Raw genomic sequence first — 18,928 nt, 5'->3', positions numbered from 1 at the left:
GCTATCTCTGGTTCCAGCGCCGGACGACCGGTTCGCCAAGGTCGTGCTCGTAGCCGAGCACGCTTATGCCAGCGGTATCCAGAACGAAGAGGGCACCGTCCTGCGGCGGCAGGCCGAGCCAGCGCGCCGCCAGCACGCGTAGGAAATGCGCGCTTGAAAACACCAGGACATTGCCGTTGACGGCGCGCAATTCGCTGACGATCCGGTCCGCCCTCGCGCCGGCATCCTCAGCCATCTCGCCGTCCGGACAGCCGTCGCGGAAAAGCTGCCAGCCGGGACGCTCGGCGAGGATCTGCTTCGTGGTCAGTCCTTCATAGGCGCCATAGTCCCATTCCGCCAGGTCAGCCTTCTTCAGGCCGGTCGAGCCGAAGCCGGCCAGCGCACAGGTCTCGAAGGCACGCTGCGACGGGCTCGACCACACGGCTTGGAACGACAGGCCCTGCAGGCGCTCACCGACCCGCCGGGCGGCCTCCTCGCCGGCAAGCGTCAACGGTATGTCGGTCCGTCCGGTGTGCTTTCCCGACGCGCTCCATTCGGTCTCGCCGTGCCGAACCAGGGTGATTTCCGCAAATGCGCTCATTCGCATGCCTTTCGATGGCAGTTTCGGCAGGACTGCCGGTGGCACAAACCATAGCGGCTTCCGCGGCGCCGCCAAAGTGAGTTTGAAGACTGCTCCGCATTCTGGCTTAACCCTTGCCGGTACCAGCCTCTTGCCATGGCGGCTCATTTCGTGGACAAGCCATGCCGTTAATGCGGAATCCGGACCGACCACGGTCATTTTCCGCGCTGAGACGCGGCTTCCGGCTTTTTGGCCGACGCGCCGCAATCGGATAGGCGAAACAATGTCTGTGATGGAAGCCGGCGCTCGCGCGCCGGAAAATCTTTGGCGTCAGGAAATCAGGGCGATGCTGGCGCTCGCCTGGCCGATGGTGCTGACCAATCTCGGCCAGACCGCGATGACCGCCACCGACGTCATGATGATGGGGCGGCTGGGGCCGGACACGCTGGCCAGCGGCGCGCTCGGCGCCAATCTCTATTTCATGCCGATGATCTTCGGGCTCGGCCTGATGCTGGCGACCTCGCCGATGATGGCGACCGAGCTTGGCCGCCGCCGCCATTCCGTGCGCGACCTGCGCCGCACCGTGCGGCAGGGCCTGTGGCTGGCGATCCTCATCTCGATTCCGATCTGGATCGTGCTTTGGTACGGCGAGGCAATTTTGCTCGCCATGGGCCAGGAACCGACGCTGGCGCATCAGGCCGGCATCTACCTGCGTTGGCTGGAATGGGCGGTGCTGCCCTTCTACGGCTATATCGTGCTGCGTTCGTTCATTTCGGCGCTGGAGCGGCCGGGCTGGGCACTGGTCATCGTCTTCGTTGCCGTCGCCTGCAATGTCCTCTTCAACTGGATGTTCATGTTCGGCAACCTCGGCGTGCCGGCGATGGGCATTGCCGGGTCCGGCCTCGCCACCACGCTGTCCAGCATGCTGATGTTCGCCGGCATGGCGGCGGTGCTGATGCTCGAGCCGAAGTTTCGCCGCTACCGCCTGTTCGGACGTTTCTGGCGGTCCGATTGGCCGCGCTTCAAGGGGTTGCTGCGGCTCGGCCTGCCGATCGCCGGCATCCTTGCCTTCGAGGTGACGATCTTCAACGCGGCGGCTCTGCTCATGGGCCTGATCGATGCGGACTCGCTTGCCGCGCATGCCATCGCCATCCAGATCGCCTCGATCTCCTTCATGGTGCCGCTCGGCCTCAACCAGGCGGCAACGGTGCGCGTCGGACTTGCCCATGGCGCGGGCAACCCGGAAGGCGTTTCCCGCGCCGGCTGGACCGCCTTCGTCATCGGCGTGTCCTTCATGGCGCTGACGGGACTGGTGATGATCCTGTGGCCGCACCTTCTGATCAGTGCCTTCATCGATCTAGGCAATCCGGCCAATACGAGAGTGATCGCGCTTGCCGTGTCGTTCCTGGCGTTTGCAGCACTTTTCCAGATTTTCGACGGCGCGCAGGCCGTGGCCGCCGGCATGCTGCGCGGCCTGCACGACACCAAGGTGCCGATGATCTACGCCGCGATCGGCTATTGGGGCGTCGGCCTGCCGCTCGGCGTGCTGCTGGCGTTCGATTTCGGGTTCAACGGTGTCGGCATCTGGATCGGTCTGTCGTCGGGATTGGCCGCGGTGGCGGCGCTGCTCATGGTCCGCTGGCTGCGGCGCGACCGCATTGCGCCGCCGCTGGCGTTTGGTCATTGAAACGGATGGCCGCCGGCTCGCCCGGTGCCGTCATCTCATCTCCTGACATTGCGACTAATTAAGCGGCGCGCCTTCAGCCCACGAATATTCACCAAGCACCAAAAGCACATCAGGTTGCCTCGGCCGGCGCTAGTCATGGCGCGCGGTCCGCACTCAGCCAACCCTATTTGATGGATCGGCGAACGTTGACCACAAGCTGCCTACCTGCTAGTAGGTAGGCATCCTACCAAACCAACGTGGAAAACAGGCATGCTTTCTCAAAACACTGACAACCTCGCTCAAGCTTCAAACACATGGCTCAAAAGCTATTACCTTGTGCGGTTCGCCGTCTCCGCGGCATGGGTCGCACTAGCCTTTACCGTCGCCAAGACCATGCCGCCATTGGCTGTGATCATGCTGGTGGCGTATCCTGCTTGGGACGCCCTGGCGAACTTCGTCGACGCCCGGCGCACAGGCGGGATGAGCCGCAATAAGTCGCAGCTGCTGAACTTTGTCATCAGCGTGCTTGCCACTCTGGCGGTCGCTGTCGCGCTGACCAGCAGCATGAATGCGGTGCTCGCGGTTTATGGCGTCTGGGCTGTTCTATCTGGGCTGTTTCAACTGACCACTGCCGTGCGGCGCTGGAAGACCAGTGGCGCGCAGTGGGCAATGATCTTGAGCGGCGCTCAATCGGCGCTGGCCGGAATCTTCTTTGTGAAGATGGCTGGTGGCGTTGAAGATATCGGCATCACGAATGTCGCGCCATACGCTGCGTTTGGCGCATTCTACTTCCTGGTGTCGGCTGTGTGGCTGACGGTCAGCGACATCCTTCGGAAGTCACCGCGGATCGCCAGCTAGAGCATTTTGCAGCCAAGTGGTTACACTTGGCGTCGCACAAATGCGGCTAAAACAAACAGATAGAGCGGGATGCCCCGTCCCAAATGCATCCCGCTCTAGGTGCTGACGACTGGTGCGCTGTCTTCCTGGGACGGCGCATCTCTTTTTCGAAACAGACTGGCAGTTAAGCCGGACTCTGGCCCGCCGGCTCGGCCAAAACTTGCAAGGACCGGCAGAATTTCCTACCTCAACCTATCAGAAGGTAGACAATGAACACTGCACTGAGTGACACTGCGGGCAAATTGGTTGGCGGAGCCGCCCAGCTCATCATGCGTGTCGGCTACAACGGCTTCAGCTATGCCGACCTGTCGGAGCGCTTTGGCATCCGCAAGGCCAGCATCCATCACCACTTCCCCTCGAAAGTCGATTTGGTCGTGGCAGTTGTCGAACAAGCGCGTGCCGGTATCCAAGCCCAGATGGCGGCGCTGGAAGAAGGCTCGCCGGTCGCAATAGATCAGCTGCGGTTTTATACAGGGTATTGGGAACGCTGTATCAAGGATCAGTCCGCTCCCTTCTGCCTGGCTGCCGTGCTGGCGGCAGAATTACCCGGCCTGCCCGAAGAGGTGGCAGTTTCCGTCCGCGGCCATTTCGCCGACCTCGGCAAATGGCTGGAGCGGCTGCTGGAACTCGGCGCAAAGCAGGGATCAGTGCGTCTCGAGGCGTCCCCCGAGGTCGAGGCGCAAGCTTTCATGGCAGCCGTATACGGAGCCATGCTCGCCGCCCGGGCGTTCGACGACCCGGAGCGGTTTAACGTGATCGTGGAAACTCTTTTTCGTCGCATTCGCGCCTGACGCTTTCGAACGAGGCGTTCGAACACCAACCGCCATCGATGCAGGTCGGTGCAACATGCTCTCAACTCACCGGCCAGCCGCCCGCTGTTCGAGCGAGCGTGCGTATTGCGTCAGCGGAAAGCACATGACGAAGAAGATCAGCGCGACCAGCCCGTAGACCTTGAAAGGCTCGAAGGTCGCGTTGTTGATCGCGTTGGAGGTTCTCACCAGTTCCTCGAAGCCGATGATCGAGGTCAGCGCCGTCGACTTGATCAACTGCACCAGGAAGCCGACGGTCGGCGCGCGGGTGATCGAGAACGCCTGCGGCAGGATGATCAGCCTCAGTTCCTGGAGATAGTGAAGGCCGAGGCTGGCGCCGGCGTCCCACTGGCCGCGCGGCAACGAGTCGACGCCGCTGCGCCAGATCTCGGCCAGATAGGCGCTGGCGAAGAAGGTCAGGCCAAGTGCTGCCGCCGTCCATGGCTCGATGCGCAGGCCGAGCATCGGCAGGCCGAAGAACATCAGGAAGAGCTGCATCAACAGCGGCGTTCCCTGGAACAGCGCGATGTAGCCCGAGGCGATCCGCCGGCTCCATTTATTCTTGGCGATGCGGAAGAACAGCACGATCATGCCGACCACGCCGCCGCCGACGAAGGCGGCCAGCGACAGAAGCACGGTCCAGCGCGCCGCCAGCAGCAGGTTGCGCAAAATGTCCCAGAAGGTGAACTCGATCATGACACGCCGGCTCCCAGGAACCGGCGCCCGACTGATACCAGCAGCCGGCGCAGCCCCATCGCCAGGACGAGATAGACCATCGTCACCACCAGATAGGTCTCGAAGGCGCGGAAGGTGCGTGCCTGCAGCATGTCGGCCTCATAGGTCAGTTCCCGCACCGCGATCTGCGAGACGACCGCCGATTCCAGCATCATGATGATGATCTGGCTGGTCAGCGCCGGGTAGATGACCTTCAGCGCTTGCGGCAGCACGATCTTGACGAACACCTGGCGTGGCCTGAGCCCAAGCGCGAGCGCGGCTTCCGTCTGCCCGCGCGGCACCGCATCGAGCCCCGCGCCAACGATCTCGATCGTGTAGGCCGCCATGTTGAGCGTCATCGCCAGCATGGCGGCCAGGATCGGATCGAGTCTTATGCCGATGCTGGGCAGCCCGAAGAAAATGAAGAAGAGCTGCACCAGGAACGGCGTGTTGCGCATCACCTCGACGTAGATGCCGATAGCCCGCTTGAGCAGCACGGGTCCGTTTCGCCGCCCCGCCGCGCCGAGGATGCTGAGGAACGTGCCGGCCAGCGTGGTCACGACGATCAGCAGGATCGTCGTGGCCGCACCGCGCGCAATCGCGCCCGTCGCACCGGCAAGCCAGCCGAAATCGAGGCCGTAGCCCATGAGGATGGGGTCCTGACCCTGAGGTCAGTCCTTCAGATTGTCGGGATTGAGCGGCGTCTTCAGCCAGGTCTTCGAGCTCTCGTCCAGTCTGCCGTCGGCCAGCATCTTGGCGACCGCGTCATTGACCGCCGTCTTCAGCCGGTCCTCGTTCTTGTTGAGGCCGATATGCGAGGGTGAGGTCAGCAGCTGGAACTTCTGTTCCGGCTTCAGCGCCTCCTGGCGAGCCAGCACCTGGGCGCCGACATCGTTGCCGACCACCATCAACTGCGTCTGGCCCGAGATGAAGGCCTGGATGACGGAATTGTAATTATCGAAGCGACGGATGTCGGCTGAAGCCGGTGCGGCCTCGGTCAGCGAAGTATCCTCCAGCGTGCCGCGGTTGACGGCGATCGACTTGTCGGCAAGGTCTTCCTTGCCTTTGACCGCCAGTGCGGCCGGTCCGATGACGGCGATGTAGTAGGGCGCGTAGGCGGCGGCGAAGTCGATCACCTGCTCGCGCTCCTTGGAGTAGCCGACGCTCATCAGGATGTCGACGCGCTTGTCGGTGAGATAGGGGATGCGGTTCTGGCCGGTGACGCTGACCAGGTTGAGCTTCACCTTCAGGGAATCGGCGATGGCCTGCGCCACGTCGACGTCATAGCCCTTGATGCTCATATCGGCGCTGGCCGAGGAGAAGGGCGGAAAGTCCGAGAAGATGCCGACATTGATGGCGCCGGCCTTGGTAATGTCGTCGACCGCGTCGGCACTGGCCTGGCTGGTGAAACCAAGGCCGGTAAGCATCAGTGCGGCGGCTATGGAAGATTTGAGCTTCATGTGAAGTGTCATTGTCGTTCCCCTGCTGGAAGCTTGTTTGTTTGAGGTTGGCCGCCGGCTCCAGCGCGGCAGCCACCTTCGATATGTCAGTGGGTCAGGCTCCCTTGCCTGTGATAGCCGGGCTGAACACCATCAGGCTGAGGATTTCGAACAGCACCTGCGCCCCGGCATGGGCGGTGTTGGTGGTCGCGTCATATTGCGGCGCCACCTCGACGACATCGCCACCGACGATGTTGAGGCCCTTGAGACCGCGCAGCAGTTCGAGCACTTCGCGCGTCGTCAGGCCGCCGACTTCCGGCGTGCCGGTGCCCGGCGCAAAGGCCGGATCGACGCTGTCGATGTCGAAGGAGACATAGGTCGGACCGTCGCCGACAATCTTTCGCGCCTTCTCGATAATGGCGGGGATGCCGAGGCCGGTCACCTCCTCGGCATGCACCACGGTCATGCCGGATTCATAGGTGAACTCCCATAGGTATTCCGCCGAGCCGCGGATGCCGATCTGGATGGTACGGGTCGGGTCGAGCACGCCGTCCAGCACCGCGTTGCGGAATGGCCCGCCATGGTGGAACTTGGTCATGTCGAACAAGCCGCTGGTGTCGCAATGGGCGTCGATATGGATCATGCCGACCGGCGCTTTCTTTCCGACCGCCTTCAGGATCGGATGGCTGATCGAATGATCGCCGCCGACGGACAAGGGCAGCACGCCGGCATCGACGATCTGGTTGGTGCGGCGCTCGATGTCATCATGACTGGTCTCCAGCCGGTAGCGGCTCTGGAAAGGCGTGTCGCCGATGTCGGCGACCCGAAGCTCATGCGTCGGCGCGCATTCCAGCACATGGTTGTAGGGGCCGATCCGCTCGATGGCGCGCAGCGCCCTCGGTCCGAAGCGTGCGCCCGGCCGGTTGGTGACGCCGAGATCCATCGGTACGCCGATCATCGCCACCTGCAGGTCGCCGAAATCCGGATTGTCGGCGGCAATCTGCCGGTAGGGCGCGGCGAGGAAGGTCGGGATACCGGAATACGGCGCCAGCCTTGTGCCGCTCTTGGAGAAGATCTTGTCGGCGACCTTGCGGAATTTCGGGTCGAACATCTCGCCGCCATGGCTTTCGCCATATTTGCGACGCAACGCTTCGAGCTTGCCGCTGTTATAACCCATATCCGCTCCTCCTCGATGGCTGATCCGGTGAAGGCCGCCGGCGACGCTTGGCGATGACCGTCATCCGGCCGGGTCGCTGTCCCGCTGGCTGCCTGCAGATTTCACGTCTAGATGCTGTTTCCAGGTAAAGTGTCCGGCAGCCGCATTGAAAAATCAATTGATATTGTTAGGGTGCCGGCTGTGAGAAAATCTCACAATGTTTCCGGGTTTCCATGGTCAAGCGTCTGACTCCGCTGAATCCGCTGCGCGCCTTCGAGGCGACGGCCCGGCACGCCTCGCTGACCAAGGCTGCCGCCGAACTCAACGTCACCCATGGCGCCATCAGCCACCAGATCAAGGCGCTCGAACAGTCGCTGGGCGTCAAGCTGTTCGAACGCACTGGCCAGCGGGTGAAGCTGACGCCGCACGGCGCCGAACTCTTGCCGGCGGTGTCGACCGCCTTCGACGGCATCGCCGCCGCCACCCAGCGCATGACCAGGCCGGCCAGCGCCGGCACGCTTTCGGTGTCCTGCGTGCCGGCGCTGCTGTTGCTCTGGATGACGCCGCGGCTGGGCAGCTTCATGGCGCAATATCCCGATATCAGGCTGACGCTGATCCCTTCCAACGACGCCAGGGACGTTCGCGCGCCTGAGATCGACGTCTGCGTGCATTATGGCGATGGCAGCTGGACCGACTGCTGGATGCGCAAATGGTCGGGCCTCGAACTGTTCCCTGTGGTCAGCCCGACGCTGATCAACAACCGGCCGATCCGCACCGTGCGCGATCTTGCCGACCACGTCTTCCTGCATGGCGACGACGGCCGCGAGTGGCACACCTGGCTGGCGGCCGCCGACGGGCTGGATCTGGAGCGTGGCCGCCGCCACCATCTCGGCGACGCCCGCACGGCGACAGAAGCCGCGGTCCATGGCCACGGCGTGGCGCTTGGCGATTCCGTCACCGCAAGCACGCTGCTCGCCAGGGGCATGCTCGTCGCGCCGTTCAGCCTGTCGGTGCCGGCGATCGATGATTTCTACGTCGTCTGCCGCAACGAGATGCGATCGACTCCGATCGTGCAACTGTTCATCGACTGGCTGTTCGCCGAGAAGGAACAGGCCGACAGCCGCGCCGACGCGCCGGTGGCGGGCCGCACCGGCAGCCGCCGCAAGCGCCCGGCGCTAAAGGTGATCGGCGCCAGGCAGGCCTCCTGAGGCCGTTTCGGATGAAACGCGGTGCATGCCGCAGGGTTTTCTTTTTGTCGGGCCAGCCCGCAAAGCGGGCAGCGCTTTCGAAAATTCAATGCTAATAGGCATTTGCGCAGCGGCTTCCCCAGGGAATTGCGCTAAACAACAGAGCTAGAGCGAGCAGCGAAGGCGGCATCGAGATATGGCTAAGACCGATATAGCGCGGCGCGTCTACAACCACACCTGGAAGCTCGACCCGATCGTCCGCAGTCTGCTCGACACCGATTTCTACAAGCTTTTGATGCTGCAGATGATCTGGGGCATGTATCCCAAGGTCGACGCCACCTTCTCGCTGATCAACCGCACCACCTCGGTTCGTCTTGCCGACGAGATCGACGAGGAGGAACTGCGTGACCAGCTCGACCATGCTCGCACCTTGCGCTTTTCCAAGAAAGAGATGATCTGGCTCGGCGGCAACAATTTCTACGGCCGCAAGCAGATCTTCGAGCCGGAATTCCTTGCCTGGCTGGAGAATTTCCGCCTGCCCGACTATGAGCTCTCCAGGCGCGACGGCCAGTACGAGCTCTCCTTCAGTGGCCCGTGGATGTACACGACGCTGTGGGAGATCCCGGCGCTCGCCATCATCAACGAATTGCGTTCGCGTGCCGCCATGCGGGCCTTTGGGCCGTTCGCGCTCGACGTGCTCTACGCCCGCGCCAAGGCCAAGATGTGGGCCAAGACCGAGCGGCTTAAGGCCTTGCCCGGCATCCGCATTTCCGACTTCGGCACCCGCCGCCGCCATTCCTTCCTGTGGCAGCGCTGGTGCGTCGAGGCGCTGAAGGAGGGCATCGGCGAAGCCTTCACCGGCACCTCCAACGTGCTGCTTGCCATGGACAACGACCTTGAGGCGCTGGGCACCAACGCGCATGAACTGCCGATGGTGTTCGCAGCCCTCGCCAAGTCGGAAAAGGAACTGAAACAGTCGCCCTACAAGGTGCTGCAGGACTGGCAGCGCTATTATGGCGGCAATCTGCTGATCGTGCTGCCCGACGCCTTCGGCACCGCTTCCTTCCTGCGCGACGCGCCGGACTGGGTCGCCGACTGGACCGGCTTTCGCCCCGACAGCGCGCCGCCGATCGAGGGCGGCGAGAAGATCATTTCCTGGTGGCGCGAGAAGGGCAAGGACCCCAAGCAGAAGCTGCTCATCTTCTCCGACGGGCTCGAGGTCGAGACCATCGAGGAAACCTACCGCCACTTCCGCGGCAAGGTACGCATGTCCTTCGGCTGGGGCACCAACCTGACCAATGATTTCGAGGGCTGCGCGCCGACCGAAACCAACAGCCTCGACGCGATCTCGCTGGTCTGCAAGGTCACCGAGGCCAATGGCCGGCCGGCGGTCAAGCTGTCCGACAACCCTGCCAAGGCGACGGGCGATCTGAAGGAGATCGAGCGGTATCTCAGAATATTCGGCGCCAAGGACCGCGTGGAGCAGCTGGTCAAGGTGTGAGGCCGCGGGCGGATTCGCGAATGACATGATCGCTAAGTCGCATTCCCTCGCGCCCCCCTCTGTCCTGCCGGACATCTCCCCCTCAAGGGGGGAGATCGGCAGCTTCAGCCCCCGCGCTTCATTTTATAATGCTGGAAACTGGCGAAGGCCGAGGCGAAATCCAATCTCCCCCCTCGAGGGGGAGATGTCCGGCAGGACAGAGGGGGGCGCCGTAGAGCCCCATCGTCAGTGGTTGGCCCTTGTCACTCCTGCCCTCGTAATTCTTCCCACCCCCGCTTTCGCCCACGCCTCCGATCGCGGTCACGTGCTTCTGCTCCCGACCGGCTACTACGTCGCGGGCGGCGCGTTCGCCGTGGCCGTCAGCTTCCTCGTTCTGGCCTTGCTGCCGCCCGACGCGCTCGACCGCTTCTGGCGCCGGCGGCTACCGCTTTTCACCTTCGGCGACGGCCCCCGCACGATCATCAGCCTGCTATCCTTTGCCGGCTTTGCAATTCTTATAGCGGCGGGACTGTTCGGCAGCCGCGATCCGCTTTCCAACCCGTTGCCGCTGGTCACATGGACGCTGCTCTGGGTCGGCTTGGCTCTCCTGCAAGGCCTGCTCGGCGATCTCTGGTCCTGGCTGAATCCCTGTTACGGGCCTTGGCGCCTCGCAATCCGCCTGATCGGCAGGCGCAGCGACGAAACGCTGCAATCGCGCCTGCCTGCGTGGCTCGGCTGCTGGCCGGCTGTCATATTGTTCTTCGCCTTTGCCTGGTTCGAACTGATCGATCCGGCGCCCGACGATCCGGCACGTCTGGCCTGGGCCGCCGGCCTCTATTGGCTGCTGAGCTTTGCCGGAATGCTTGTCTTCGGTTATCCCGACTGGAGCCGGCGTGGCGAATTCCTGACGATCTTCTTCGCCATGGTGGGGCGGTTCGCTTTCCTTGAGCGCAAAGAAGACGAACGCAGTAACAAAGGCCGGCTCAGTCTCTGCTGGCCGGGCGCCAAGCTGCTCGATTCTACGCCGTTGCCGTCGAGCGGCATCGCCTTCCTTCTGCTTGCCTTGTCTTCGGTGTCCTTCGACGGCCTGTCGAGGACCTTCTTCTGGCTGGGCTGGTTCGGCGTCAATCCGCTGGAGTTTCCGGGCCGCACGGCGGTGATCGGCATTGGCAGTCTTGGGCTCGTTCTGACATTCGTCCTGCTTGCGGCAGCGTTCATGGCTGCAATTGGCCTTGGCCAGCGTCTTGCCGGCGGCAAGCATACCTTCACTCAGGCTGCGGGACTGCTGGTCTGGTCGATCGTGCCGATCGCGCTCGCTTATCATTTTGCGCACTATCTGACGGTGCTGCTCGTCGACGGCCAATATGCGGTTGCTGCTCTTTCCGACCCGTTTGCGCTTGGCTGGAACCTGTTCGGAACCGCCGGCATGGAGATCGAAGCCGGTGTGGTCGCCGGCGCCGGCTCGGCCTGGTGGCTGTGGAATCTGCAGGCCGGCGTCATCATCGCCGGTCACATGCTCGCCGTGCTTGTCGCGCATGGCCTCGCCTGGCGGTTGCACCCAGTTCCCGCCCGGGCCGCGCTCAGCCAATTGCCGCTCACCGTGCTGATGATCGCCTACACGGTCTTCGGCCTGTGGCTGCTTGCCACGCCGACGGTTGGATGAAACAAGGACGCCCTCGATGCCCCAGGGGAAAGCTCGCTTGCCACGCCAGGGCTTTGGTGATTTAGTTTGTACACATGCAATTTTTGCATCCTCTGACCGAGGGTGCTCAAACCGCCTTATCGTTGGTCAAGACTGAAAAACAGGGGAACGAACATGGCTGACAAGAATAGATTCTTCGACCTCTCCAAGACCAATCTTACCCGCCGCACGGCGCTGAAAGGTCTGGCCGCCGGCGCCGGCCTTGCGGTGGCGCCCGGCTTCGTGCGTTACAGCCAGGCGCAGAGCTCGGCACCGATAAAGATCGGCTTCCAGTCGCACCGCACAGGCATCGGCGCTGCCTATGGCCGCTGGTATGAGAAGACCACGGCGGCAGCGATTAAGGCGATCAACGACGCTGGCGGCATCAACGGCCGCCCGGTCGAGGTGATCATCGAGGATGACGGCACCGATCCCGGCCGTGGCGCCGAAGTGGTCGGCAAATTCGCCACCCAGCACAAGACCGACATCGTCTTCGGCACGCTGTTCTCGCATGTCGTCATCGGTTCGGCGCCGGCCGCCGGCGAGGCCAAGATGCCCTACTTTGTCGTCAGCGAAGGTCACCACGTCGCCTCGACCAAGCTCAACCGCTACGTCTTCCAGCCGGGCATCACCGACGTGAAGAGCCAGATCCAGTCGATGGCGCCGTGGATCGCCGCCAATGCCGGCAAGAAGGTGACGCAGATATTCCCCGACTTTGCCTTCGGCTACGACCACCGCGACTACCTGCCGCCGGCGCTGAAGGCGCAAGGCGCCGAGGTCATTGCCCAGATCGCCATCCCGCCGACGGAATCCTCCTTCACCAAGTATTTTCCGCAGATCCCGGCCGAGACCGAGGTGATCTACCACGTCATGGTCGGCCCGGCGGTGCTCACCTTCGTCAAGGAACTCGGCGAATTCTACGGCTCGAACCGGCCGCAGCTGTTCGGCTTCATCGACTCGCTCGAAGCCACCGACATCAACAGCCCCGGCCTCGAATTCCTCGATGGCAGCCATTTCTGGGAAGGCTCACCGCGTTATGCCCAACCTGACGATTCCGCCGCGCAGAAGGCCTACCGCGCCGCCGTAGGCATCGACGACAATGGCGCCGCCGTCGACGATCCGAAGGACGTCTCCACCGCCGCGCATATGTTCGGCTGCTGGGAAACGCTCTACGTCGTCAAGAAGGCCATGGAAGACGCCGGCTACAAGGGGCCGGAAGACCGCGCCAAGCTGGTCGAGGCGACCGAGGCCTTGACCGAATTCGCCGAGGGACCCGAGCATCCGCAGGGCCCCAAGACCTTCAACGGTAAGATCCACCAGTGCTTCGGCATCCAGAACATCTCCAAGGTCGAAGGCGGCCGGCTGAATGTCGTCCACAAGACCAAGATCGAGGACGGCCTCTACGAGCCGGAAGGGGATTATACCACGCAGGCGCTCTAGACACGGCTTTGTCTGTAAGCGTGGGAGCCAAGTCACCCCCCTCTGTCCTGCCGGACATCTCCCCCTCAAGGGGGGAGATTGGCAGTTTTTGCGTAGGCGGCTCCCTACCAACCTTGGCGTTTGGCGAAAGCGGTGATGACAGCCAATCTCCCCCCTTGAGGGGGAGATGTCCGGCAGGACAGAGGGGGGTGCCTCGCGCATCCGCCGGTGCTTAGCCGATGCACTTTGGACCCCACCTCCTCCTCGCCGCCCTCGAGGGCCTCGTCACCTCCGCCGTGCTGGCGCTGACGGCGCTTGGCCTGTCGCTGGTGTTCGGCGTCATGCGCGTCGTCAATGTCGCCCATGGCGAGTTCTTCATGCTGGGGGCGGTGCTGGCCTGGGCAATCTCGACGGCGATATCGGGCCATCCGGCGCTCGGCTTCCTCGCCGCTCTCGTGCTGGCGCCGCTGATCGTCGGCGCCATCGCGCTCGTCGCCGAGCGGCTGGTGCTGCGCCGGCTGAATTACAATCCCGAAGCCACCATCGTCGCCACCATCGGCATGCTCTACATCATCCAGCAACTGGCGCTGACCTTCTACGGGCCCGAGGCGCGGCCGGTCGAGCCGCCCTTCAGCTATCGCATCCTGCTGCCCTGGTTCGGCTATTCCGGCTACAAGCTGTCGATTATCGCTGCCTCGGCGCTGCTGCTTGCCGCGACATGGCTGGTGCTGACCCACACCAAGATCGGCCTCGTCATGCGCGCCACGCAATATGACAGCGAGACGGCGCAGGCCTTCGGCATTCCGGTCGACCGCGTCTATGCCGGCGTCTTCGCACTCGGCGCAATGCTGGCGGCGGTGGCCGCGGTGCTGATCGTGCCGATCAGCCAGGCGCATTATCTAATGGGGCAGGATCCGCTGCTGCTCTCCTTCATCGTCGTCATCATCGGCGGTCTCGGCTCGCTGCGCGGCACCCTTGTCGCCGCCGTGCTCATCGGCCTGTCGGACGGCATCATCTCGGTGTTCTTCTCGCCGACCTTGGCCAAGATCATCGCCACGCTCCTGGTCGCCATGGTGCTGGTGTTCCGGCCGCAAGGCTTGTTCGGAACGGCATCGCGATGAAGGATGCTTCGCCGGCAAAACCTTATTCGCTGCATCTCGGCCTCATCGCTTTGCTCTTCGCATTGAGCTTCGTCCTGCCGGATTATCACCATGGCCTGCTCGCCCGCATCATGGTTCTGGCGGTCTTCGCCATGGGCTACAACATGCTGTTCGGCTATGTCGGTCTGCTCAGCCTCGGCCACGCCATGTTCTTTGCCGCCGGGCTCTATGGCGCGGGTCTCGCCGTCATCCATCTCGGCTGGAGCGTTCCGGCCGCCTTCGCCGTCGGCATCCTCTGCGGCGCGGTCCTCTCCCTCGTGATCGGCGTGCTCGCGCTGCGCACCTCCGGCGTCGCCTTCATGATCGTCACCATGATGTTCGCGCAGGTCTTTTACCTCGTCATACTCTATTTCGCCTCATGGACCGGCGGCGACCAGGGCATGGTGGTGCCGCAGCCGGCGCGGGTGCTCAGCTTCGGTGCGACATCGTTGGAACTCACCAATCCGACCGTTCGCTACATGAGCGCGCTGGCACTGTTTTCGATCGTCCTGCTCATAACCCTCGCCATCGTCCGCTCCAGATACGGCCGCGTTCTGGTCGCCATCCGCGAGAACGAGGAACGCACCAAAATGCTGGGCTACGACACGTTTTCGAACAAGCTCGCCGCAGTCGTCGTCTCCGGCACCATCTGCGCGGCGTCGGGTGCCGCCTACGCACTGCTGTTCGGCTATGTCGGCTCGAGCTTCGCTTCGGTGCAATATTCCATCCTGCCGCTGCTCTGGGTGCTGCTCGGCGGCGCGGCCACGACGCTCGGTCCGCTGATCGGCACGCTGTTCATGTACTACGTCGTCGACATCACCAGCGGCTACACCTCGGCCTATCTCTTGATCGTCGGCATCGCGCTCATTCTTTTGGTGCTGTTCTTCCCCAAAGGCATTCTCGGCACCATCCGTCACCGCTGGCTCGGGTGGCTGCCGTGATGCCGCTGCTGACTACCAAGGACCTGTCCCGAAACTTTGGCGGCCTGCGCGCTGTCGACAATGTCGACTTCGCGCTGATGCCGGGCGAGATCCGCGCCGTCATCGGTCCAAACGGCGCCGGCAAGACTACCTTCGTCAGCCTGGTCAGCGGCCGCATCCAACCATCCCAGGGGACGGTCGTCTTCGACGGCGCCGACATCACCGGCCTGCCGGCCTATGCCAGAGTGCGGCTTGGCGTTGCCTACACGTTCCAGATCACCAGTGTCTTTGCCAATCTCAGCGTCTACGACAATGTCGCGCTGCCGGTGCAGCGCACGCTGACCGACGGCCGCTCGAAAGGCGCGGTACGCACCGGCGTCATGGCGGCGCTCGAACGCACCGGCCTTGCCGACCGCACGCATATGCTGGCCGGGCAATTGTCCTACGGTCACCAGCGCCTGCTCGAAGTGGCGATGGGGCTGGCGCTGAAACCGCGCCTGCTGATCCTCGACGAGCCGACGCAAGGGCTGGCCGACAGCGAGATCGACAATTTCATCGATCTCGTGCGCGACATCGCCAAGAACGCTACCGTGCTTCTGATCGAACACAACATGCCTGTCGTCATGCAGCTTGCCGACCGCATCACCGTCCTCAACGCCGGCAGGATCCTGGCCGAAGGCACGCCCGAGCAGATCCGCGCCAATACCGAGGTCCAGGACGCCTATTTGGGGACGACTCATGGCTGAGGCGTTGACGATCTCCGGGCTCGACTGCTTCTACGGCGAGGTCCAGGTGCTCTACGGCCTCGACCTCGCGCTGAACAGGGGTGAGGTGCTTTGCCTGTTCGGCCGCAACGGCGCCGGCAAGACGACGACGCTGAAGGCGATCATGGGCCTAATCCCCTCAAGCGCCGGTTCGATCAGGCTCGACGGCAAGGAATTGACCGGCCTGCCGGCGCACGAAGTGCCCAAGGCCGGCGTCGCCTATGTGCCGCAGGGCAGGCGGCTGTTCGCCGAGATGACGGTCGCGGAAAACATCGACATCGGCCTGATGACGCGCAACAAGGGCAAGGCGACGCGCGAAAACGTGCTCGATCTTTTCCCGCTGCTGCGCCAACGGTTGCGGCAGCGCTCCGGCACGCTGTCCGGCGGCGAGCAGCAGATGCTGGCCATGGCCCGGGCACTGTGCCTCGAACCGCAAGTGCTGCTGCTTGACGAGCCGACCGAAGGGCTGATGCCGTCGATGATCGCCAAGATCCGCGAAACGGTGGCGAAGCTGCGCGATCTTGGTGTTTCGACCATCCTCGTCGAGCAGCGGGTCGATGCCGTGCTGTCGGTCGCCGACCGCGTCTCATTCATCGAAAACGGTCGCAATCGCGAGACCGTCGACGTCGAGCAACTGCGCGCCGATCCGTCGGCCGTTCGCCGCTATGTCGGCGTCGGTTGATCACCTGAAGAACAGAAAGCCGGCGATCAAGAAGGTCGGGATCAGCACCGCGCCCGACCACGCCATGTAGCCGAAGAAGCCGGGCATCTTCACGCCGCGATGCCTGGCGATGGCGTAGACCATGAAGTTCGGCGCGTTGCCGATATAGGTGTTGGCGCCCATGAACACCGCGCCGGCCGAGATCGCCGCCAGTGTCGAGGCGAAGCTGGTCATCAGATGCTGCGGGTCGCCGCCGGCGAGCTCGAAGAACACCAGATAGGTCGGCGCATTGTCGAGGAAGGACGACAGCGCCCCGGTCAGCCAGAAATAGGCGAGGTCGTTGGGCTGGCCCGAGGACGAGGTGACCAGCGAGACCAGCGGCGCCAGCGCCCCGTCATGACCGGCTTTCAGGATGGCGACCACCGGCACGATGCAGATGAAGATGCCGGCAAACAGCTTTGCCACCTCAGCGATCGGCCCCCAGCTGAAGCCGTTAGCCTCGCGATGGCTCTTGTACGAGACGCGAAGCGACAGCAAGGCGAGCGCCAGGATGATGGCGTCACGCACGAGATTCTGCAGTTCGAGACTGACGCCGGAGATGGAGAAGCTCACGCCCGGTTTCCATAGGGCGGACAGCAGGATCGCGCCGATAACGCCGGCCAGCAGCGGAATGTTGGCCAGGCCGCGGATGCGCACTTTCGTATCGGGTGTCGGATCCTTGATCTTCGGCGCGCCAGCCTCACGCCGATGCAGCACCATGTCGATCGCCAGGAACACGGCCAGCACGATGCCGCCGACGAACAATGTCTCGCGCCAGAGATTACCCGCGGTCCAGAAGAAATCGACACCGCGCAGGAAGCCGACGAACAGCGGCGGGTCGCCGAGCGGCGTCAGCGAGCCGCCGATGTTGGAGACCAGAAAGATGAAGAAGATGGCGACATGGGCATTGAATGGCCGATTGTCGTTGGCGCGCAGGATCGGCCGGATCAGGATCATCGAGGCGCCGGTCGTGCCGATGACGGAGGCGAGGACCGCGCCGATCAGCAGCAATCCGGCATTGACCAGCGGCGTGCCATGGATGTTGCCGGCCACGAGGATGCCGCCCGAAATGGTGAACAGCGCAAACAGCAGGATGATGAACGACATGTATTCGGTGAGCAGCGCGTGCAGCACCGCTACCATGGCTGAAGGCATGCCGAAGGCGATTGCCAGTGGCACAATCACCAGTGCCGCCCAAAAGGCGGTGATCTTGCCGTAGTGATGCTCCCAGGCGTGATGGAAGAGCAGAGGTCCGGTGGCGATCGACAGCAGCAGGCCGGCGAAGGGCAATGCCCACCACAGCGACATTGTTTGGCCCGGCAGCGCGTGGTTTTCGGCAGCGACAGCCAGGTCCGGAAACACGGCTGAGGCCAGGATGCCTGCCGCCAAAACCGTTACGAACTGTGAGAAGCCCCCTCGACGCCTCACGATCCGGTCAATCCGACAAATGGTCTTCGAGCGTGACGCCTGCCTCGCGCATCCGCTTCAGCGTCGCCTCGACCGAGCCGTTGAGATCGATGCCGCGGCAGGCGTCGAGCCGCACCGTCGTCTTGAAACCCTGCTTGACCGCATCGAGCGCCGAAAAGGCGACGCAGAAATCGGTGGCAAGACCAACCAGGGTCAGCGTGTCGATGCCACGCTCCCTAAGATGGCCGGCGAGGCCGGTCGGCGTCGTATGGTCGTTCTCGAAGAAGGCCGAATAGCTGTCGATCGCCGGCCGGAACCCCTTGCGGATCACCAGTTCGGCCTTGGTCCAGGCAAGCCCCGAATGAAAGTCCGAGCCGAGGCTGCCCTGGATGCAATGGTCCGGCCACAGCGTCTGATGGCCGTAAGGCATCTCGATCGTCTCGAAGGGCTGCTTGCCCGGATGACTGGAAGCAAAGCTGGAATGGCCGGCGGGATGCCAGTCCTGCGTCAGCACGACATGCTCGCTCCGCCGGATCAGGTCGTTGACGAGCGGCACGATCTCATCGCCGCCGGCCACCGCCAGCGCGCCGCCGGGGCAGAAATCGTTCTGTAGGTCGATGACAACAAGCGCTTCGTCGGCCATGGGGCCTCCTTCTCGTCAGTCTCGGGCGCGGGCTCCGGTGGGGTTCCGGCGGAAGAAAGGCCGCTGGCGCGACCGGATGCAGAAACTTGACCAGATGGCCGCCTGCGTCAACCTCTACAGCGCCGTGCGTCCGTTGGACGCGAAAAGGACGCTGTAGCACTTTGAGTTTGCGCATGATCCTTTCCGAAAATCGGTTCCGATTTTCAGGGTCATGCGCGGGCGTAACAAATGCGTGCCGTGGCACGGATGGCGATGCCGCCGCAAAACTCTGGCTTTGACAATTCCTGCCGGCTTGATATCATTTGCATACGAATGAATTTTTCCGAGTTTGGACGCTTAGGAATCCAT

Annotated in this window: 18 protein-coding genes; 11 read left to right on the top strand and 7 right to left on the bottom strand. The window is 63.3% G+C overall.

The genetic code is table 11. From position 1 onward, the window contains the following. Position 1 precedes the first annotated feature (1 nt). Positions 2-580 (bottom strand): histidine phosphatase family protein, encoded by a 579-nt coding sequence (locus tag AC0L2H_RS05795; RefSeq protein ID WP_473589303.1) that lies wholly within the window; start codon positions 578-580, stop codon positions 2-4. A gap of 262 nt (positions 581-842) precedes the next feature. On the opposite strand from AC0L2H_RS05795, the gene AC0L2H_RS05790 reads away from it, so the two are divergent. The 3 genes from AC0L2H_RS05790 (at position 843) to AC0L2H_RS05780 (ending at position 3,913) form a co-directional block, all read left to right on the top strand. Further along, complete coding sequence (locus tag AC0L2H_RS05790) at positions 843-2,246, top strand: MATE family efflux transporter (protein WP_473589302.1); 1,404 nt, start codon at positions 843-845, stop codon at positions 2,244-2,246. A gap of 249 nt (positions 2,247-2,495) precedes the next feature. Then, entirely contained in the window at positions 2,496-3,083 is a 588-nt protein-coding gene (locus AC0L2H_RS05785; RefSeq protein ID WP_473589301.1) for a DUF308 domain-containing protein, read from the top strand. Between the two features lie 248 nt (positions 3,084-3,331). Then, positions 3,332-3,913: a TetR/AcrR family transcriptional regulator gene (locus tag AC0L2H_RS05780; protein WP_473589300.1), complete on the top strand. Its 582-nt coding sequence runs from the start codon at positions 3,332-3,334 to the stop codon at positions 3,911-3,913. A 66-nt stretch (positions 3,914-3,979) separates the two neighbouring features. On the opposite strand, the gene AC0L2H_RS05775 is transcribed toward AC0L2H_RS05780, so the two are convergent. The 4 genes from AC0L2H_RS05775 to speB form a co-directional block, all read right to left on the bottom strand. Beyond that, positions 3,980-4,627 carry an amino acid ABC transporter permease gene (locus AC0L2H_RS05775; protein WP_473589299.1) on the bottom strand — a complete coding sequence of 216 codons (648 nt, stop codon included), beginning with the start codon at positions 4,625-4,627 and terminating at the stop codon, positions 3,980-3,982. Continuing rightward, positions 4,624-5,292, bottom strand: coding sequence for an amino acid ABC transporter permease (locus AC0L2H_RS05770; RefSeq protein ID WP_473589298.1), 669 nt, complete (start codon positions 5,290-5,292; stop codon positions 4,624-4,626). The genes AC0L2H_RS05775 and AC0L2H_RS05770 overlap by 4 nt, the downstream gene beginning before the upstream one ends. Before the next feature lie 24 nt (positions 5,293-5,316). Further along, positions 5,317-6,117: a transporter substrate-binding domain-containing protein gene (locus AC0L2H_RS05765; protein ID WP_473589297.1), complete on the bottom strand. Its 801-nt coding sequence runs from the start codon at positions 6,115-6,117 to the stop codon at positions 5,317-5,319. Positions 6,118-6,199: 82 nt separating this feature from the next. Beyond that, a complete protein-coding gene (gene speB / locus AC0L2H_RS05760) occupies positions 6,200-7,261 on the bottom strand; it encodes an agmatinase (RefSeq protein ID WP_473589296.1) in 1,062 nt (353 codons plus the stop codon). Positions 7,262-7,473: 212 nt separating this feature from the next. On the opposite strand from speB, the gene gcvA reads away from it, so the two are divergent. The 8 genes from gcvA (at position 7,474) to AC0L2H_RS05720 (ending at position 16,512) form a co-directional block, all read left to right on the top strand. Further along, on the top strand, positions 7,474-8,448 hold the full coding sequence (gene gcvA / locus AC0L2H_RS05755) for a transcriptional regulator GcvA (protein ID WP_473589295.1): 975 nt from the start codon (positions 7,474-7,476) through the stop codon (positions 8,446-8,448). A gap of 175 nt (positions 8,449-8,623) precedes the next feature. Next, complete coding sequence (gene pncB / locus AC0L2H_RS05750) at positions 8,624-9,928, top strand: nicotinate phosphoribosyltransferase (protein ID WP_473589294.1); 1,305 nt, start codon at positions 8,624-8,626, stop codon at positions 9,926-9,928. 184 nt (positions 9,929-10,112) lie between these two features. Further along, on the top strand, positions 10,113-11,570 hold the full coding sequence (locus AC0L2H_RS05745; RefSeq protein ID WP_473589293.1) for a hypothetical protein: 1,458 nt from the start codon (positions 10,113-10,115) through the stop codon (positions 11,568-11,570). A gap of 153 nt (positions 11,571-11,723) precedes the next feature. Next, positions 11,724-13,028, top strand: a complete 1,305-nt coding sequence (locus AC0L2H_RS05740; protein WP_473589292.1) for an ABC transporter substrate-binding protein — start codon at positions 11,724-11,726, stop codon at positions 13,026-13,028. Between the two features lie 218 nt (positions 13,029-13,246). Then, complete coding sequence (locus tag AC0L2H_RS05735; RefSeq protein WP_473589290.1) at positions 13,247-14,128, top strand: branched-chain amino acid ABC transporter permease; 882 nt, start codon at positions 13,247-13,249, stop codon at positions 14,126-14,128. After that, positions 14,125-15,087 (top strand): branched-chain amino acid ABC transporter permease, encoded by a 963-nt coding sequence (locus AC0L2H_RS05730; RefSeq protein WP_473589289.1) that lies wholly within the window; start codon positions 14,125-14,127, stop codon positions 15,085-15,087. Before AC0L2H_RS05735 ends, AC0L2H_RS05730 begins: the two co-directional genes overlap by 4 nt. Further along, the gene (locus tag AC0L2H_RS05725) at positions 15,084-15,812 is read left to right on the top strand and encodes an ABC transporter ATP-binding protein (RefSeq protein ID WP_473589288.1); all 729 of its coding nucleotides are present in this window, start codon (positions 15,084-15,086) and stop codon (positions 15,810-15,812) included. The genes AC0L2H_RS05730 and AC0L2H_RS05725 overlap by 4 nt, the downstream gene beginning before the upstream one ends. Then, positions 15,805-16,512 carry an ABC transporter ATP-binding protein gene (locus tag AC0L2H_RS05720; RefSeq protein WP_473589287.1) on the top strand — a complete coding sequence of 236 codons (708 nt, stop codon included), beginning with the start codon at positions 15,805-15,807 and terminating at the stop codon, positions 16,510-16,512. The genes AC0L2H_RS05725 and AC0L2H_RS05720 overlap by 8 nt, the downstream gene beginning before the upstream one ends. On the opposite strand, the gene AC0L2H_RS05715 is transcribed toward AC0L2H_RS05720, so the two are convergent. Both AC0L2H_RS05715 and pncA read right to left on the bottom strand, forming a co-directional pair. Then, positions 16,513-17,838, bottom strand: a complete 1,326-nt coding sequence (locus AC0L2H_RS05715) for a sodium:proton antiporter (RefSeq protein WP_473589474.1) — start codon at positions 17,836-17,838, stop codon at positions 16,513-16,515. Positions 17,839-17,965: 127 nt separating this feature from the next. Then, positions 17,966-18,580 carry a bifunctional nicotinamidase/pyrazinamidase gene (pncA, locus tag AC0L2H_RS05710; RefSeq protein ID WP_473589286.1) on the bottom strand — a complete coding sequence of 205 codons (615 nt, stop codon included), beginning with the start codon at positions 18,578-18,580 and terminating at the stop codon, positions 17,966-17,968. Between the last annotated feature and the right edge of the window lie 348 nt (positions 18,581-18,928).

This window comes from Mesorhizobium sp. WSM4871 (assembly GCF_055811295.1).
This window is presented reverse-complemented; position numbering and strand designations above follow the sequence as displayed.

Excerpts from the sequence above, each read along its gene's own strand:
- AC0L2H_RS05795 (WP_473589303.1), bottom strand. The coding sequence starts at position 580 with ATGAGCGCATTTGCGGAAATCACCCTGGTTCGGCACGGCGAGACCGAA.
- AC0L2H_RS05790 (WP_473589302.1), top strand. The coding sequence starts at position 843 with ATGTCTGTGATGGAAGCCGGCGCTCGCGCGCCGGAAAATCTTTGGCGT.
- AC0L2H_RS05785 (WP_473589301.1), top strand. The coding sequence starts at position 2,496 with ATGCTTTCTCAAAACACTGACAACCTCGCTCAAGCTTCAAACACATGG.
- AC0L2H_RS05780 (WP_473589300.1), top strand. The coding sequence starts at position 3,332 with ATGAACACTGCACTGAGTGACACTGCGGGCAAATTGGTTGGCGGAGCC.
- AC0L2H_RS05775 (WP_473589299.1), bottom strand. The coding sequence starts at position 4,627 with ATGATCGAGTTCACCTTCTGGGACATTTTGCGCAACCTGCTGCTGGCG.
- AC0L2H_RS05770 (WP_473589298.1), bottom strand. The coding sequence starts at position 5,292 with ATGGGCTACGGCCTCGATTTCGGCTGGCTTGCCGGTGCGACGGGCGCG.
- AC0L2H_RS05765 (WP_473589297.1), bottom strand. The coding sequence starts at position 6,117 with ATGACACTTCACATGAAGCTCAAATCTTCCATAGCCGCCGCACTGATG.
- speB (WP_473589296.1), bottom strand. The coding sequence starts at position 7,261 with ATGGGTTATAACAGCGGCAAGCTCGAAGCGTTGCGTCGCAAATATGGC.
- gcvA (WP_473589295.1), top strand. The coding sequence starts at position 7,474 with ATGGTCAAGCGTCTGACTCCGCTGAATCCGCTGCGCGCCTTCGAGGCG.
- pncB (WP_473589294.1), top strand. The coding sequence starts at position 8,624 with ATGGCTAAGACCGATATAGCGCGGCGCGTCTACAACCACACCTGGAAG.
- AC0L2H_RS05745 (WP_473589293.1), top strand. The coding sequence starts at position 10,113 with ATGTCCGGCAGGACAGAGGGGGGCGCCGTAGAGCCCCATCGTCAGTGG.
- AC0L2H_RS05740 (WP_473589292.1), top strand. The coding sequence starts at position 11,724 with ATGGCTGACAAGAATAGATTCTTCGACCTCTCCAAGACCAATCTTACC.
- AC0L2H_RS05735 (WP_473589290.1), top strand. The coding sequence starts at position 13,247 with ATGCACTTTGGACCCCACCTCCTCCTCGCCGCCCTCGAGGGCCTCGTC.
- AC0L2H_RS05730 (WP_473589289.1), top strand. The coding sequence starts at position 14,125 with ATGAAGGATGCTTCGCCGGCAAAACCTTATTCGCTGCATCTCGGCCTC.
- AC0L2H_RS05720 (WP_473589287.1), top strand. The coding sequence starts at position 15,805 with ATGGCTGAGGCGTTGACGATCTCCGGGCTCGACTGCTTCTACGGCGAG.
- AC0L2H_RS05715 (WP_473589474.1), bottom strand. The coding sequence starts at position 17,838 with ATGTCGCTGTGGTGGGCATTGCCCTTCGCCGGCCTGCTGCTGTCGATC.
- pncA (WP_473589286.1), bottom strand. The coding sequence starts at position 18,580 with ATGGCCGACGAAGCGCTTGTTGTCATCGACCTACAGAACGATTTCTGC.